We start from the raw sequence: 14,193 nt of genomic DNA, 5'->3' as shown, positions 1-14,193 counted from the left end.
TGCAGTAATCGGGGAGTGTGCGCCCTGTGGAACCAGTGAATTCGGCCGGGGCGTGGAGTCCTTTGATGGCGCCAATCAGATTTCAACTGCGGCCCTTGCCGTGGGGTTGGGAGTGGGCTCGCCAATCTTGTGCAAGGTGTTGCGGTCGGTGTGGGCAAAAGGCTCGCTCTGACCAGGGATGGTCAATGTGGTTTCCTGCTCGTACGACCAAGTGCCGTCCGAGTGCTTGGTGACGGTGATGGTATAGGCGTCGGTTCTGAAGGCGTGTTCCAGAAATGGGTTGCTGGAGATGCCGTTGACGGTGGAGCCGCGCTCTGCCCTGAGAGTGAAGCTGGTGGCGTCGGCCGTGGTCTTGCCTGTGGCCATGGCGGTCTGTCCGCGCGGGATGGTCAGGGTCTGGATGATGTTGCCGGTGGCAGGCTCCCACAGCCAGTAACCGACCTGGTCGTGAAAGGTTTCCACATCGTCAGGCTTGACGATGCGTGTGTGGTAACGCAGGCCGTAGAAGAGCTGTGGCCCGTTGGTTTGCGCGTCGATGGGCTGGCATTCCATGTGCTCGATAAAGGCCTGCTTTTCAGGCCCGTCAGCCTTGGGATTGATATCCAGGCCGCGCTTGCCGGTCCAGATGCCGGCCATGCCGGTCAGGGGGCCGAGGTTGGCCAGAGTATTCACATCCGGCGTGGGCTCGGTGTAGATGTCTTTGGGAAAGTTTTCCATATCGTGTAACGGGCTTTCACTTTGAATCTGTTGAAGCCAGTTTACAAGCCATGGACTGAGGGGTTCTTGATGGCAGTCAAGCTGTCAGGTGCTTTCTTCGGTGGTGAGCGTAAAGCGTGCACTTTCGCCGCGCTGGGCGGCTTCACGCGTGAGGAAGATCAGCACGCGATAGCTGGCACCACGCTCGATGCGGAAGGTGCAGATGTTGTTGTTGGCCGAGCCTTGGCATAGAGGCTGGGCAGAGCCGTCCTTGAAGACGTTCATCTGGCTGGACGGGTTGTTGGTGTTGAGCGTGACGGTCATGCGCTGGAAGGGCCGCGTTTCGAGCCCGTATTGCACGATACCGTTGCCCGTGATCTGGCCGCTGTAGGAGTTGGTGTAGCCGCCCGGGGTTGTAAAGGCGGCCTGTGCCATGGAGCTGCTGCTGAGATGTAGCGTCATTAGACTGAGCAGGGCAGCAGTTGCAAGCATCGGTTGGAAGCGGGTCATGCAACTCTCCTGAATGTGTTGGACAGGATGGCGCTCCTGGCGCAGCGGCGGGTGTCTATGCCGACAGCCAAGCCACCATCCCCCGCCGCCGCACCCTAGCGGCAGGAGACATTGCGCCAACTGAATTTGCCGTCGTTAAAGAACTCTGTCCATACCGACATGATGGGAGCCTGACGGTAAGAGAACGTAATCTGGTTAGGGATCTTTGGTCCTAGTGCGGCAGGCTGTCCATCCTTGTCGAAGACCTTGACGATGTAGAGCGTGACGCCTCCGTCCTCGTCTGTGTGCAGGACTACCCGGTAGTCCTTGGTGAAGAGATCCCAGTCGAATTGCTTGGTCACATACGTGTGCAGACGGACAAAAGCGCGGTTCGCGTTTTTGGCGGCAGGATTAACTTTTCTCATGACGACACTCCCTGTTGCTCAACGACTTGCCGCAGGACCTGCGAGCTGACATTTCATTGCATTTGACTGATGTTGTATCAAGCGGATGTAAGGAAGTATGTAGGCACTTACAGATCGCGCTAATGGATAGACCAGATCTGATGTGTGAGCTTCTTTGAAGCGCTGAGGAGGTGCTTTGCCGGTGCCGCTGTCATCTTTTCTTGATGAAGTGGCCGTGCTAAGTAACTGAGTGAAAAGATAGATTTTTTTAATGAAATCTATCCTGAGCGGGCGTGGGTTTGAGCGTAGAAGTTGCCTGATGAAGGCAATCTTTAGAGGGGTACATTGAGTTTCAGGATCACGATGTTCGAGGCTTGGGTCGTTGAAAGGATGGCTGAATAGCTTGCCGGAATTCCAACAAGCAAGTCATCGGTAGGTGCTCCCGGGATACTTCGCAGAGTGGGGAGTGCTCTTGCTGGCAGCGCTGTTTTCGTACTGCTGCTTTCGAGTCTCATGCAGGTTGATCTGGGCCACATGGGGGGAGCTCAATCATGCGCCATGCGCCGGCCTGCCCAGCCCCTCAATCTGTGAGGCCAGGGCAACCAAAGGCGCAGGGCGCAGGAGTCTGCGTGGTCGATGGAACCGCCCTGAATGGCACCAGGTTGGCCTGCAAAGTACGCACAAAGAGCATCTGCATATAGCCAAATACTTTTTTGATGGGTACTGTTTCGCCGAGATCACCGGAAGGTGTGGTGGCTGAGCAGCTGGCAAGCGTCCAAAAGCCAGCTTATCAAATCCTTGAGATATGCCACCTTGCAGGCTCAGGGTTCATCCTGGCTCTGGCCAGTCTCGCTCTGCCAGTGTCTCTCAGGCCAGTCATCAAGCAGTGTTAAACCCTGAACCTATTGGTGATGTAGATTTTGTTTCTGCTGCACTTTTCGGTAAATTGGGCGTAGGAAAATTCTGATTTTGATGTGCAAGTGGCGATCTAGCCCGGAGCCCTACTGAATTAAAAAAGCCCATGTCCCACCACCTGCAATACACTTTTGCCTCCCGTCTAGATGCCTGGATCAGGCATATGAAGCTGGCCAAGCCTTGTCATACGCAGCAGATGGCTTATGAGCTGGTGATCGACAGCTGGGTGCAAACGAATGCAGAGCTTGGTGCTTCGCAGGAATTTTTGAAGGCCTTGCGCCGGCGTCGGCTGTGCGAGGAGCATGGCTGGCGGGGGGTGAATACGAGCGTTGCACACTGGGATCTGGATGATGCACACACTGTGCGGATCTATCTGCACGAAGACGGCTCCATCGTCGTGCAGCAAATGGACTCGCAGAATCTCCAGATTCTGTTCACCTTGCCTGGGCATCGTGAGCGATTGGGAGAAGTATCGGAGCGATGTGCTTAGCAGCCAAAAAAATGCCCGCGCAAGGCGGGCAAGTTTCGGGGTCCTCTCGATCCGGTTCTGCAGCTCACACAGTCAATGCATTTGAATAGTTGGCTGAGGCGCTACTTTGGTCTCAATCGCCGTTTATCGCTCTTGCACTGTTGCTGACGCGTTTGAACGGTTGACAGGTTGCCCCATCGGGTGCGGCCAGCAACTCCTGATTGGCTGGCCTGCATATTGCAGCCATGACTTGCAAGTCGCTTGAGCCCATCTTGTATCGAGGCAAGCGTGCGACATGCAGGACTGCTATTCGATATTTCTGGCTCCTTAATGTTTGCCGGTGGAAGCGGGCCGGTGTACCAGCACCGGGACATGGCTGTGGGTCAGGACGCGCTGGGTTTCGCTGCCCAGCAAAATTCCGCCGATACCTTTGCGACCGTGTGAAGCCATGCAAATCAGGTCGCATTGCAATTCCTGCGCCTGCTTAACAATGGCTTGGTAAACAGAGGCGTGGGTGACCCGCACAAAGTTGCAGGGTACGCCTTCAGGTCTGGCAATCTGGTCAACGAACTGCAAAGCCGCATCTGCATCGCTGTTGGCACTTCGCTCGAACTCTGCGCTGTTGTAAGTCAACAGTGCGTCTGCGCCGTAGATGATGGCGCGGTAGTCGGGCATGACATAAAGGCCGGTCACCTTGGCGCCTTGCTCACGCGCAAGCAGAACGCCAGCACGCACGGCAGCCTCTGACAGTTTGGTGCCATCGGTGGGAATGAGCAGGTGCTTGAACATGTTCAGCCTCCTGATGCCGGAAGATGTGCCTGAGAATCAATTTATTCCAATATTTCGAGCCGCGCAATGCCTAGTTTTTGAATGCGGCACAGTTGTAGATAGGAGGTAAGACTCTGTAACGAGGGTCGGTCGCGTCGAGTTGTCTCATTCCTCGGGCGAAGAGGGAACGCGATTGAGGATTTCGCCAGTGGCCTCTATCTCGAACTGCTGTGGATTGAGCCAGTTGACCTCCTGGTGATCGGCAGTTTCAAAGTAAATGGAAGATGGACGTATGGAGACTCCATGCGGCATGTCGATCTCATCAAAACTCTGATAGACCAGAATCAGGCGCAGATCTCCATTGGCGTCTTTGGCCTGTATGTGCTGCAAGAGCTTGCGGTAGGCACTCATAGGACGCCCTCGTTGACATGTGTATATGAATGTTTCCACTGTCGAAGAGGTGCCGCAATACCCTGATCCGGGTATCCGTTCTGACGGATATTCGCGCCTGACAAGGAGTTCTGCAGACTGCGAGGCTTGTGCGAAATGCGTTCCGGCTGACAGGCCCAGGCAGAGCATCGGCAAAAAATTTACATGGCGATCCAGATCGTTCGGCGCAAATACAGAGGGCCCGCACTGACGATATCGAGTTTTTCGCCTATGCACTGTGGGTAGAGTTGTCTGGCGCCATATCTGCCAGCCGATGGATCAAGAGCGTTGAGATGGCTTGCTGTCGGATGCATATGGTAGCTTTGTTGCATCGCCTGCGGGCCTAGCGCGGGTCGGGCTCGGGGCCGCATCAATGCAGGCAGTCAAACCTCACTGTGCTTTCAGACTTGCGGGGCTGTTTGCTCATGGAGTGCCATACGCTCCAGCGCGGCGCAGACATCGGCCATGCGTCCGCAGATCAGCAGGCATTCGGGCTGCTTGCTCGGTTCTCGCTGCACGATTTTGAGAAGCCGTGGAGAGGCCGCTTGCATCGACTGGTCGGCTATTGGCGAGTGCAGCTCTGGGGTCGCTGCAAAGACCTGAGGGGGAAGCGTTTTGCTGCCCAGACGACTGCGGCTGCGGTTGGCGCGGATGACAGGGACGCCGATCTGCTTCGCCTTTGGACGATTGGTAGTGAAGGACACGTGCTCTGCAGCGGTTTCGCTTGCGTCATCGGAGCTGAAGTTCGGGTTGAGCGACAGCGTGGCAGGCAGGCTTTTCAGGGTCAGGCGTGTCAAAGCCTGCAGTGATGTGGCGAATCCCATTTGGCAACTCCTTTTGATGACCTTGCGGCATGGATAAGGGCAGGATTGCATTCTTTCGGCAAAGCTCCGCCCAGGGCGAGGCTCAACGGCTTCGCGCCTACCACCTGGGCTTGAGAGGGGAAGAGGCTCGGTGCCTCCGCTGCATAGACGGAGGAGGGGTCGTCTGCCCGTTACATGAACATGCTGTTGCGGATAAGGCCTACAGCCAGGCCTTCGATGGCGAATGGTTCTTCAGGATCGACGTGAATGATCTTGTAGTCGGGGTTCTCGGGCAGCAGCTCGATACCCTGAGGAGTGCGCTTGAAGCGCTTGACGGTAACGTCATCACCGAGGCGGGCCACCACAATCTGGCCGTTGCGCGCTTCATGCGTAGCCTGTACCGCCAGCAGGTCGCCGTCCATGATGCCCGCATCACGCATGGACATGCCACGCACTTTGAGCAGGTAGTCGGGCTTGGCGGCAAACAGGCTGGGCTCGACCGAATAGCTTTGATCGATATGTTCCTGGGCCAGAATAGGCGAGCCGGCAGCGACGCGGCCAACCAGAGGAAGCACCAGCGGTGCCAGGGCCGTCAGCGGCAGCGCAAAGCTGGCGCCGCGTGCCGCATTGATGTTGCGCACGGTATCGGCGCGCAGGCGAATGCCGCGCGATGTGCCGCTGACCAGGTCTATGACGCCCTTGCGGGCCAGTGCCTGCAAATGCTCTTCTGCAGCGTTGGCCGACTTGAAGCCAAAGGTACTGGCAATCTCGGCCCGGGTAGGGGGCGCACCCGTGCGAGCGATGGTGGACTGGATGAGGTCCAGAATCTGCTGCTGGCGGGGAGTGAGCTTGGGGTGGTCCATGGGCATTCCTTGATCGATCGATGATGAATACTGTGTGTTCATCCAGTACCTGTATTTTTAATCAGTTTGAAGAGGACTGCAAGTGGAACGTGACAAAAATATCGTCATCCTGGGCACGGGCGGCACGATTGCAGGTGTCGCCGAGCAGGCTGGCGCCAGCGTGGGCTATCGTGCGGCCCAACTGGGCGTGGCTCAGCTGTTGCAGGCCGTGCCGGACCTGGAGCGCGTTGCTGCTGCGTCACTGCAGGCGGAGCAGCTGGCGCAGCTGGACAGCAAGGATATGGATCACGCGACCTGGCATGCACTGGCGCTGCGCTGTGCCGAGCTGCTCGCGCGAGATGATGTGAGCGGCATTGTCATCACCCACGGCACCGACACCCTGGAGGAAACCGCCTGGTTCCTGCAATGCGTTCTGCGCCCGGCAAAGCCCGTGGTGCTGACATGTGCCATGCGCCCGGCCACAGCCATCTCGGCCGACGGTCCGGGCAATCTGCGCGATGCCGTGGCCTGTGCGGCCGATACGCAGGCTGCTGGTCGCGGTGTGCTTGCCGTGGTGGCGGGCCGGGTGTTCAGCGCACGCCAGGTGCGCAAGGTGCATCCCTACCGTGTGGATGCCTTCGATGGCAGCGGCGCCGGTCCGCAGGGCTGGGTGGAAGAGGGGCTGCTGCGCTGGGCTACGGGCGGACTGCCTGGGGCTGCTGCGGCTGGCTCGCCTGCGATCGCTTTACCGCCCGCAGGTCAATGGCCCCAGGTGGAGCTGCTGCACAGTCATGCGGGCTGCAACAGTGCAGTGGCGCTGGCGGTGATGCAGGCCTGGCATGCGGCAGGCGTGCGTGCCGTGGTGGTGGTGGGCACGGGCAATGGGACGGTCCATCAGGCATTGGGGCCAGCCCTGGACTGGGCGCAGGCGCAGGGCATGGCTTTGCGCATCACGACCCGGTGCGAGGAGGGACAGGTGGTGCAGGCCGAGGGAGCGCTGGATGGCCGTGTGAGCAGCCTGCCGGCGGCCAAGGCCCGAATCAGCCTGATGCTGGAGCTGATGGGCTGGCCTCGCGCATTGGGTTGATGCTCTTATTATGAGAGCTTCTGGCCTTTATTGATACAGAGTATCTATGCTGTTTTGGTTTGAAATCCAATGAGTGTAGGCGCAGGCAGCTATGAATATTGATGGCTCCAACGCCATCCTCGGTACAGCTTTTTCGCACCGGACTGATGTCGGCCGGAAGGGCGGGAGCACGAGCTTCAAGAACAAAAAAGGCCGGTGAGGACACCGGCCTTTTTTGCCCAGAGATGCCTGGCCGCGAAAAGTCGGCAAGGCTCCATGAGCGAGTGATCAGGGCGATCAGGAAGCCAGAGCGGCCAGAGCGCGTTCGGTGATTTCTTCAACGCTACCTGTGCCGCTGATGGCGCGGTACTTGGGGGCCGCTGCTGCATCGGCCTTGGCCCAGTTGCTGTAGTAGTCCACCAGAGGACGTGTCTGGCTGCTGTAGACGTCTAGGCGCTTCTTGACGGTTTCTTCCTTGTCGTCTTCGCGCTGCACCAGGTCTTCACCGGTCACGTCGTCCTTGCCTTCCACCTTGGGAGGGTTGAACTTGACGTGGTAGGTGCGGCCAGAGGCGGGGTGGCTGCGGCGGCCGCTCATGCGTTCGATGATGGCGTCGAAGGGCACGTCGATTTCCAGCACATAGTCCAGTTTCACGCCGGCGGCCTTCATGGCGTCGGCCTGGGGGATGGTGCGGGGGAAGCCGTCAAACAGGAAACCCTTGGCACAGTCGGGCTGAGCAATGCGTTCCTTGACCAGGTTGATGATCAGATCGTCGCTGACCAGTTGGCCGGCGTCCATCACGGCCTTGGCTTGCAGACCCAGAGGGGTGCCAGCCTTGACGGCGGCGCGCAGCATGTCGCCCGTGGAGATTTGAGGGATACCGTACTTTTGGCAAATGAAGGCCGCCTGAGTGCCTTTGCCGGCGCCGGGTGCACCCAACAAAATCAGTTTCATGGAAATCCTTGAGGAGAGTAGAAATTCTTGCTGGCCCAGGCAGACGGGTGGTCGTCCGTAGTCCCCGGGCCGTATTTTTTCGCGGGCAAGGATAGCACGCACAAGACCAACACAGGCTTACACAATTCAGTCAAGGCTGTCACAAGTGCGGCCAATTGAAGGCATGGATCCGCTGCAAACGCGATTGCTGTAGTTGTAATCCAAGTGCCGAAACCGTTACATATGCTATTTTGACTATGCGGAAAGTATAGCGATCAGCGCTTTCCTGGACTGGCCCAGGGCCCTTTGGGCTGCTCTGGCCGGCGGGGCTGCTGCTGGCTTGATGCGGGAGCATCCCTGGAAGAAGATGGCCTGCGCACCGGTGTCGCCAAGGTGCGCAGGTCTTTTTCTCAAACAGCAAAAACAGCGCGCACGCGCTCAAGGTCTTCGGGCGTGTCGACGCCGGCACCCGGTGCATCGGGCGTGATATGCACGGCAATGCGGTGGCCGTGCCAGAGGGCGCGCAACTGCTCCAGCTGCTCCATGGCTTCGGTCGGCGCGGGTGCCAGTTGTGGGAACTCGCGCAGAAAACCGGCCTTGTAGCTATAGATGCCAATATGGCGCAGCGGTGTGAAACCTGTGTGACCGGCCTTGGGGGCCGCCGTCTGCCACCAGGCTTCATCGCCGTGGTCGCGCGAGAAAGGGATGGGCGCGCGGCTGAAATAGCTGGCCAGACCCTTGGCGTCACAGACCACCTTCACCACATTCGGGTTGCGGTAGTCCGTCAGGCTGTCGATAGGATGAGCCGCCGTGCCCATGCTGGCTTCGGGGCGGGCCAGCAGCAGTTGTGCTACGGCTTCGATGAGCTTGGGGTCGATCAGCGGCTCGTCGCCTTGCACATTGACGACCACCTCGTCGCCAGACAGGCCCAGTTGCGCACAGGCTTCGGCCAGACGGTCGCTGCCGCTTGGATGATCCTTGCGCGTCAGAATGGCCTGGACGCCATGCTCTGCGCAGGCCGCCACAATGCTCTCGTCGTCGGCCGCCACCACGCAGCGGGCTGCGCCGGCCACAGCCGCGCGCTGGGCCACGCGCACCACCATCGGCAAGCCGGCAATATCGGCCAGCGGCTTGCCGGGCAGACGGGTCGAGGACAGACGGGCCGGGATCAGTACCGTATAGCTCATGACTTATTGCTTTTCTTCTTCCAGCTCGTCGTCGGACAGTGTGCGGGCTTCGTTTTCCAGCAGCACCGGGATGCCGTCGCGCACGGGGTAGGCCAGACGCGCGCTGTGGCTGATCAGCTCCTGATGCTCGCGGTCAAAGCGCAGCGGGCCCTTGGTGACGGGGCAGACCAGCAGTTCGAGAAGTTTGGCGTCCATGGGATATTCCTGCAAAACGGGATGAGGGTGCCAGCAGGGGGCTGGCGCTGCAAAAAAGGGGTGATCAGCCGAGGCCGATCCATAGGCTCAATGATAGTCAGGCTGGCTTGCCATCGCGGCGAATATTGGCGTTGGCCTTGGCCAGCTGCGCATCCAGCAGTTCCCAGAAGGCCTGCGGCAGCTGCAGCTTAAGGGGCACGGCCCAGGCTTCGGGATGCCTGCGCCAGAGCTTGACGGCGTCTTTTTCGGTGCAAATCAAGGGCTTGTCGTTTCCCAGCTTGCGCGAGAAGCTCTCGAAATCATAGTGATCGGGCAAGGCCTGGGTCGCTGCCGGAGTGATTCCCTGGGCGGCCAGCATGGCAAAAAAGGACTCGGGGCGTGCCACGGCGGCCACAGCCTCCGGGCTCCGAGCGGCCAGGCTGTGCAGCGGGATGCTCTGGCCATGGCCGTTGCAGGCAGTGTCGGCCAGGCTGCGCTGCAGCGCGAATGCGGGGGAAGTGCCCAGCGGCCTGGGCGGCTGGCCGGCATGCAGTGTGGCCGTCACCGGACGGGGCCAGGGCTCGCGCAACGGGCCTGCGGGCAGCAGAAAACCGTTTCCGACCCCTTCATCATTGAAGACGCACAACTCCACATCGCGTGCCAGGGCCAGATGTTGCAGGCCGTCGTCGCTCACGATCACATCGACCTGCGGGTAGCGCTGGCGAAGCGCTTGCGCCGCCTCCAGACGCCTGGAGGCGACAAAGACCGGTACGCCGGTGCTGCGGGCCAGCAGGGCTGGCTCGTCGCCGACTTCGCTGGCGGGGCTGTCCGGCAGGGCCTCGCGGCAATCCTGCCCGTTCTCGATCCTGCGGCCATAACCACGCGAGATGATGGCCGGCTGCCAGCCCCTGGCCTTGAGGTGGGCCACCACGGCCTGAGTCACGGGGGTCTTGCCTGCGCCGCCTGCAATCACGTTGCCGACGACGATGACTGGCAGACCCGTGCTTTGCTGGCGGCTGCGCATGCGCCTGGCGTTCCAGGCCTGCAGCACTCCATAGAGTAGCGATAGCGGCCACAGCAGCCAGGCACCCGCTCCACGCCGGCGCCAGAGTGCGCGCAAGCCATGTTGCGAGGAGGATGCTTGGACGGTGTTTTGAGGCATAGGGGTTCGGATCATACGGGCGCGGCCGGAGTTCCTGCAGCCAACGGGCCTGCGTGAAGCGCAAATACCTGGGCCCTGACCCCGGGAGCTTGGGATCAAAAGCTGCCAAACAGGCTGCCCAGCGCCACGATGACGGCAAGGGCAGCGACGGCAGGGACTATGGCCACCATGGCAATGTCCAGATAGGACTGGCGATGCGTGAGCCTGCAGATGCCCAGCAGAGTGATGACGGCGCCGTTGTGCGGCAAGGTGTCCAGTCCGCCCGTGGCGACGGCCGTGACGCGGTGCAGCAGCTGGGGCGACAGGCCTGCAGCCTCGCCCATCTGCAGCCAGGTGCTGCCCAGGGTCTGCAGAGCAATGCTCATGCCGCCCGAGGCCGAGCCGGTAATGCCGGCCAGAATGTTGATGGCGATCGACATTGAGATCAGTGGGTTGTCCGGGTAGATGTTGAGCACCGCATCGCGTATCAGCGTGAAGCCTGCCAGCGAGGCGATGACCGCACCGTAACCGACCTGGGAGGCAGTGTTCAGCAGCGGCAGGGCCGAGGCGCTGGCGCCTTCGTCGAGCAGTTGCTTGAGCTGTGGCAGGCGGCTCCACCACAGGGCGACCAGCAGGCAGATTGCCGCGGTCAGGGCCGCAATCACGGCCCAGATGCCGCGCAGCGCCTCGATGCTGGTGGCGCCGAAACGGGCTTCGGCCAGATAGCGCGTGTCCAGACCTGCAAGCACATGCACCGATAAAAGGTAGTTCAGAGCGATCACCACGGCAACAGGCAGCAAGGCCTTGGCCAGCTCCAGGTGGCTGGGGGCGGCCTCTGCCGCTGGAGCAAGTTCGTCTGCTGGCTGCTGGGCTTCATCCTCGGCGGTAAAGCCTTCGCCTCTGGAGCGCGCCTGCGCGCTGCGCCAGTGCAGCCACCACAGGCCGAGCATCAGCATCACGGCTGCGGCGATCAGGCCCAGTCCCGGTGCGGCAAATGGCGTGGTGCCGAAATAGGGCATGGGTATCGCGTTCTGGATGGCCGGCGTGCCGGGCAGCGCCGTCATTGTGAAGGTAAAGGCTCCCAGCGCAATCGTGGCCGGCATGAGGCGGCGCGGGATGTTGGCACGCCTAAAAAGTGCCTGGGCGATGGGATATACCGCAAAGGCCACGACAAACAAGGAAACGCCGCCGTAGGTGAGAACGGCACAGGCCAGCACCACGGCGAGTATGGCGCGCCGCTCGCCCAGTGCTGCCGCAATGCCCTGGGCAATGATGTGAGCCGCCCCCGAGGCTTCCATGAGCTTGCCGAAGACCGCGCCCAGCAAGAACAGCGGAAAGTAGGCGATGACAAAGCCGCCAAGGCTGACCATGAAGATCTGGGTGTAGCTGGCCAGCATCAGCCACGGTGCACCGAAGGCTACGGCCAGCAAGGCTGTCAGTGGCGCCAGCAGCAGCACGCTGACGCCGCGATAGGCCAAAGTGATGAGTAGACCGAGTGAAAGAACGATGCCCAAAATGCTGATCACATGCACCTCCCTAAGCAAACCGTTCAGTCACGGCGTTCAAGTCAAAAGCAGCGCAGTCTGTGCCGCGCCAGCAGCCGCCTGCCGCAGAAGCTCGATTCTGCTCTGCTGCTGCGGCTCAGCTTCACCCCACAAGTGCTGCGCTGCAGGCCCATCGCGCAGCCTCATCGCGACACAGTTATGACAGCGCCGGGCCGGCTCGCGCCGCTCAGGTCCCGAAGGGTCGACTGCCCAGCGTTTCCACCACATGGTCCACAAAGCAGGTGATGCGCGCCGCCAGTGCGGTGTTTCGATAGTAGACCGCATTGATGGGCTGACAGATGTCCAGTGTGTGCTTGCTGAACAGCTGCACCAGATTTCCTTGCTCGCGGTCAGTGCGGGTCATGAAGTCCGACAGGCAGACGATGCCCAGGCCGGCCAGCGCCATTTGCCGCAATGTCTCGCCGCTGGAGGAGGCAATGTCCGGACGAATCCGCACGGCGTTGCTGTCGGCGTCGCGCAGCGGCCAGTCGTTGAGCGATTCGGGCTGGGTAAAGCCCAGCAGGCTGTGCTGCTTGAGCTGCTCCGGACTGGTGGGCATGCCGTGACGCTTGAGATAGGCTGGGCTGGCCAGCACGCGTATGCGGCTGATGCCTACAGGGCGGGCATGCAGGGTGGAGTCCTTGAGCGCGCCGATGCGAAATGCCACGTCGGTGCGTCTTTCGAGCAGGTCGATGATGCCTTCGTTGGAGTTCAGCTCCAGCTCCACCTCGGGGTAGCGTGCACGAAATCCAGCAATCAGCGGCACCAGCACATGCAGCATGAAGGGGGTGGCGGCATCGATACGCAACCTCCCCGCAGGATGCATGCGCCGAGCCGCCATCAACTCCTCCGCTTCGTCCACCGATGCCAGTATGGCCCGGGCATGCTGCAAGAAGGTGGCGCCTTCCTCGGTCAGCTCCAGGCGTCTGGTGGTGCGGCGCAGCAGCGTGGTCTGCAGCTTTTCTTCCAGGCGCCCCAGCGTGCGGCTGGTGGCCGAAATCGTCAGGCCCAGCAGCTCCGAAGCGGCCGTGATGGACCCCGTGTCCACGACGGCCACAAAAGCCTGAAGTTCGTCGAGCGTGGTCTTCATTGTTGAATCTGGTTCAAGAAAATTGAGGGGTGCCAAGCTTGATCTGCAAATGTCAACCGAATGCTCTGCCCCGGGGACTCGTCTGTGGCTGTGTTCGCCCTGGTCACCGGCGCATTACCGAATTCACCTCTATGGAGCGGCAGTTGGTGATTGCCGATGGCGTGCAAGCCAGCATTCCCGCGGCGGGCATGGCAGTCATGTCTGGTGCGAGGTGTTGCTATCAAAGATGATGAAGATTGGTCACAGTTGGCGCAATATTCTAGTTTTTATATTTGATTTTATTTCAAAAGAATTTATGGGATACAGGGCTTAATCTACAAATATGGGTTGGGCAAACTTCAGGCATCGGAAAAAGCCGGGCCTGATGGCAGACATGCAAACTCAGGACTGGCTGTCGTCTTCAGTCTCATTCAGGAGCTATTTCATGAGTCATATTCCTTCCTTCGGCGTCGGTACCTTCCGCCTCTCCGGTCAGACCGTTATCGATTCGGTGCGCAATGCACTCGATGTGGGCTACCGCGCGGTCGACACAGCGCAGATCTATGGCAACGAAGCCGAAGTCGGCCAGGCCATAGTCGACAGCGGTGTGGCCCGCAGCGATCTGTTTGTGACCACCAAGATCTGGACCGACAACTACAGCCGAGCCAAGCTGATCCCCAGCCTGCAGGACAGCCTGAAAAAGCTGCGCACCGACTATGTGGACCTGACCCTGATCCACTGGCCTGCACCCGGCAACGGCGTGGAACTGGCGGAGTACATGGAAGCCCTGGCCGAAGCCAAGGCCCGGGGCCTGACCCGCCAGATCGGTATCTCCAACTTCAATGTCGAGCTGACCCGCCAGGCCATCGTCGCTGTGGGCCAGGGCGAGATTGCCACCAACCAGATCGAGCTGAGCCCCTATCTGCAAGGCCGCAAGCTGACGGCCTTCCTCAAGGAGCAGGGCATTCAGGTCACTTCCTACATGACCCTGGCCTACGGCAAGGTGCTCAAGGACCCGGTGCTGGCGCAGATAGCGGCCAAGCATCAGGCCACGGTGGCGCAGGTGGCGCTGGCCTGGGCGCTGCAGCTGGGTTATGCGGTGATTCCGTCGTCCACCAAGCGCGAGAACCTGGCCAGCAACCTGCTCGCGCGCGATCTGAAGCTGGATGCCGAGGACATGGCGCTGATCGCGGCGCTGGAGCGCAACGGGCGCGAAGTCAGCCCTGAGGGACTGGCTCCTGTCTGGGACTGACAACGGCGCCGT

General features: G+C 60.5%; 16 protein-coding genes. 3 read left to right on the top strand and 13 right to left on the bottom strand.

The window, feature by feature from the left end:
- Window positions 1-75 precede the first annotated feature (75 nt).
- The 3 genes from DFO48_RS16075 to DFO48_RS16065 all read right to left on the bottom strand — a co-directional run bounded on the left by DFO48_RS16075 (window position 76) and on the right by DFO48_RS16065 (window position 1,610).
- Window positions 76-717, bottom strand: a complete 642-nt coding sequence (locus tag DFO48_RS16075) for an FABP family protein (protein ID WP_034377596.1) — start codon at window positions 715-717, stop codon at window positions 76-78.
- Between the two features lie 84 nt (window positions 718-801).
- On the bottom strand, window positions 802-1,131 hold the full coding sequence (locus tag DFO48_RS16070; RefSeq protein WP_233506419.1) for a DNA breaking-rejoining protein: 330 nt from the start codon (window positions 1,129-1,131) through the stop codon (window positions 802-804).
- Window positions 1,132-1,301: 170 nt separating this feature from the next.
- Window positions 1,302-1,610, bottom strand: coding sequence for a hypothetical protein (locus DFO48_RS16065; RefSeq protein WP_003053988.1), 309 nt, complete (start codon window positions 1,608-1,610; stop codon window positions 1,302-1,304).
- Window positions 1,611-2,667: 1,057 nt separating this feature from the next.
- Here DFO48_RS16065 and DFO48_RS16060 point away from each other — a divergent pair.
- Window positions 2,668-2,994, top strand: a complete 327-nt coding sequence (locus tag DFO48_RS16060; RefSeq protein WP_003075735.1) for a hypothetical protein — start codon at window positions 2,668-2,670, stop codon at window positions 2,992-2,994.
- A 306-nt stretch (window positions 2,995-3,300) separates the two neighbouring features.
- On the opposite strand, the gene DFO48_RS16055 is transcribed toward DFO48_RS16060, so the two are convergent.
- The 4 genes from DFO48_RS16055 to lexA form a co-directional block, all read right to left on the bottom strand.
- Window positions 3,301-3,762, bottom strand: a complete 462-nt coding sequence (locus DFO48_RS16055) for a universal stress protein (RefSeq protein ID WP_003075736.1) — start codon at window positions 3,760-3,762, stop codon at window positions 3,301-3,303.
- A gap of 144 nt (window positions 3,763-3,906) precedes the next feature.
- Window positions 3,907-4,152, bottom strand: coding sequence for a hypothetical protein (locus tag DFO48_RS16050; RefSeq protein WP_003075737.1), 246 nt, complete (start codon window positions 4,150-4,152; stop codon window positions 3,907-3,909).
- A 419-nt stretch (window positions 4,153-4,571) separates the two neighbouring features.
- Window positions 4,572-4,994 carry a hypothetical protein gene (locus tag DFO48_RS16045; protein WP_114864063.1) on the bottom strand — a complete coding sequence of 141 codons (423 nt, stop codon included), beginning with the start codon at window positions 4,992-4,994 and terminating at the stop codon, window positions 4,572-4,574.
- A 170-nt stretch (window positions 4,995-5,164) separates the two neighbouring features.
- On the bottom strand, window positions 5,165-5,836 hold the full coding sequence (lexA, locus tag DFO48_RS16040) for a transcriptional repressor LexA (RefSeq protein WP_003075740.1): 672 nt from the start codon (window positions 5,834-5,836) through the stop codon (window positions 5,165-5,167).
- Between the two features lie 82 nt (window positions 5,837-5,918).
- Between lexA and DFO48_RS16035 the strand changes: the two genes are divergently transcribed.
- Window positions 5,919-6,902, top strand: a complete 984-nt coding sequence (locus DFO48_RS16035; RefSeq protein ID WP_114864062.1) for an asparaginase — start codon at window positions 5,919-5,921, stop codon at window positions 6,900-6,902.
- Between the two features lie 276 nt (window positions 6,903-7,178).
- On the opposite strand, the gene adk is transcribed toward DFO48_RS16035, so the two are convergent.
- From adk to DFO48_RS16005, 6 genes are all read right to left on the bottom strand, one after another.
- Window positions 7,179-7,835 carry an adenylate kinase gene (gene adk, locus DFO48_RS16030; protein WP_003062884.1) on the bottom strand — a complete coding sequence of 219 codons (657 nt, stop codon included), beginning with the start codon at window positions 7,833-7,835 and terminating at the stop codon, window positions 7,179-7,181.
- 389 nt (window positions 7,836-8,224) lie between these two features.
- Complete coding sequence (gene kdsB / locus DFO48_RS16025) at window positions 8,225-9,001, bottom strand: 3-deoxy-manno-octulosonate cytidylyltransferase (protein ID WP_114864061.1); 777 nt, start codon at window positions 8,999-9,001, stop codon at window positions 8,225-8,227.
- Window positions 9,002-9,004: 3 nt separating this feature from the next.
- Window positions 9,005-9,196, bottom strand: coding sequence for a Trm112 family protein (locus DFO48_RS16020; protein WP_003054006.1), 192 nt, complete (start codon window positions 9,194-9,196; stop codon window positions 9,005-9,007).
- 97 nt (window positions 9,197-9,293) lie between these two features.
- On the bottom strand, window positions 9,294-10,337 hold the full coding sequence (lpxK, locus tag DFO48_RS16015) for a tetraacyldisaccharide 4'-kinase (RefSeq protein ID WP_114864060.1): 1,044 nt from the start codon (window positions 10,335-10,337) through the stop codon (window positions 9,294-9,296).
- A gap of 95 nt (window positions 10,338-10,432) precedes the next feature.
- A complete protein-coding gene (locus DFO48_RS16010) occupies window positions 10,433-11,842 on the bottom strand; it encodes a GntP family permease (protein WP_114864256.1) in 1,410 nt (469 codons plus the stop codon).
- A 205-nt stretch (window positions 11,843-12,047) separates the two neighbouring features.
- Window positions 12,048-12,950: a LysR family transcriptional regulator gene (locus DFO48_RS16005; RefSeq protein WP_003075754.1), complete on the bottom strand. Its 903-nt coding sequence runs from the start codon at window positions 12,948-12,950 to the stop codon at window positions 12,048-12,050.
- A 424-nt stretch (window positions 12,951-13,374) separates the two neighbouring features.
- On the opposite strand from DFO48_RS16005, the gene dkgB reads away from it, so the two are divergent.
- Window positions 13,375-14,181: a 2,5-didehydrogluconate reductase DkgB gene (dkgB, locus tag DFO48_RS16000; RefSeq protein ID WP_114864059.1), complete on the top strand. Its 807-nt coding sequence runs from the start codon at window positions 13,375-13,377 to the stop codon at window positions 14,179-14,181.
- Window positions 14,182-14,193: the final 12 nt, after the last annotated feature.

The sequence above is a fragment of the Comamonas sp. AG1104 genome (assembly GCF_003350425.1).
Taxonomy (GTDB): domain Bacteria; phylum Pseudomonadota; class Gammaproteobacteria; order Burkholderiales; family Burkholderiaceae_C; genus Comamonas; species Comamonas testosteroni.
The sequence above is the reverse complement of the archived record's forward strand: the minus strand, read 5'-3'. Positions and strand labels throughout refer to the sequence as shown.

Excerpts from the sequence above, each read along its gene's own strand:
- DFO48_RS16075 (WP_034377596.1), bottom strand. The coding sequence starts at position 717 with ATGGAAAACTTTCCCAAAGACATCTACACCGAGCCCACGCCGGATGTG.
- DFO48_RS16070 (WP_233506419.1), bottom strand. The coding sequence starts at position 1,131 with ATGGCACAGGCCGCCTTTACAACCCCGGGCGGCTACACCAACTCCTAC.
- DFO48_RS16065 (WP_003053988.1), bottom strand. The coding sequence starts at position 1,610 with ATGAGAAAAGTTAATCCTGCCGCCAAAAACGCGAACCGCGCTTTTGTC.
- DFO48_RS16060 (WP_003075735.1), top strand. The coding sequence starts at position 2,668 with ATGAAGCTGGCCAAGCCTTGTCATACGCAGCAGATGGCTTATGAGCTG.
- DFO48_RS16055 (WP_003075736.1), bottom strand. The coding sequence starts at position 3,762 with ATGTTCAAGCACCTGCTCATTCCCACCGATGGCACCAAACTGTCAGAG.
- DFO48_RS16050 (WP_003075737.1), bottom strand. The coding sequence starts at position 4,152 with ATGAGTGCCTACCGCAAGCTCTTGCAGCACATACAGGCCAAAGACGCC.
- DFO48_RS16045 (WP_114864063.1), bottom strand. The coding sequence starts at position 4,994 with ATGGGATTCGCCACATCACTGCAGGCTTTGACACGCCTGACCCTGAAA.
- lexA (WP_003075740.1), bottom strand. The coding sequence starts at position 5,836 with ATGGACCACCCCAAGCTCACTCCCCGCCAGCAGCAGATTCTGGACCTC.
- adk (WP_003062884.1), bottom strand. The coding sequence starts at position 7,835 with ATGAAACTGATTTTGTTGGGTGCACCCGGCGCCGGCAAAGGCACTCAG.
- kdsB (WP_114864061.1), bottom strand. The coding sequence starts at position 9,001 with ATGAGCTATACGGTACTGATCCCGGCCCGTCTGTCCTCGACCCGTCTG.
- DFO48_RS16020 (WP_003054006.1), bottom strand. The coding sequence starts at position 9,196 with ATGGACGCCAAACTTCTCGAACTGCTGGTCTGCCCCGTCACCAAGGGC.
- lpxK (WP_114864060.1), bottom strand. The coding sequence starts at position 10,337 with ATGCCTCAAAACACCGTCCAAGCATCCTCCTCGCAACATGGCTTGCGC.
- DFO48_RS16005 (WP_003075754.1), bottom strand. The coding sequence starts at position 12,950 with ATGAAGACCACGCTCGACGAACTTCAGGCTTTTGTGGCCGTCGTGGAC.
- dkgB (WP_114864059.1), top strand. The coding sequence starts at position 13,375 with ATGAGTCATATTCCTTCCTTCGGCGTCGGTACCTTCCGCCTCTCCGGT.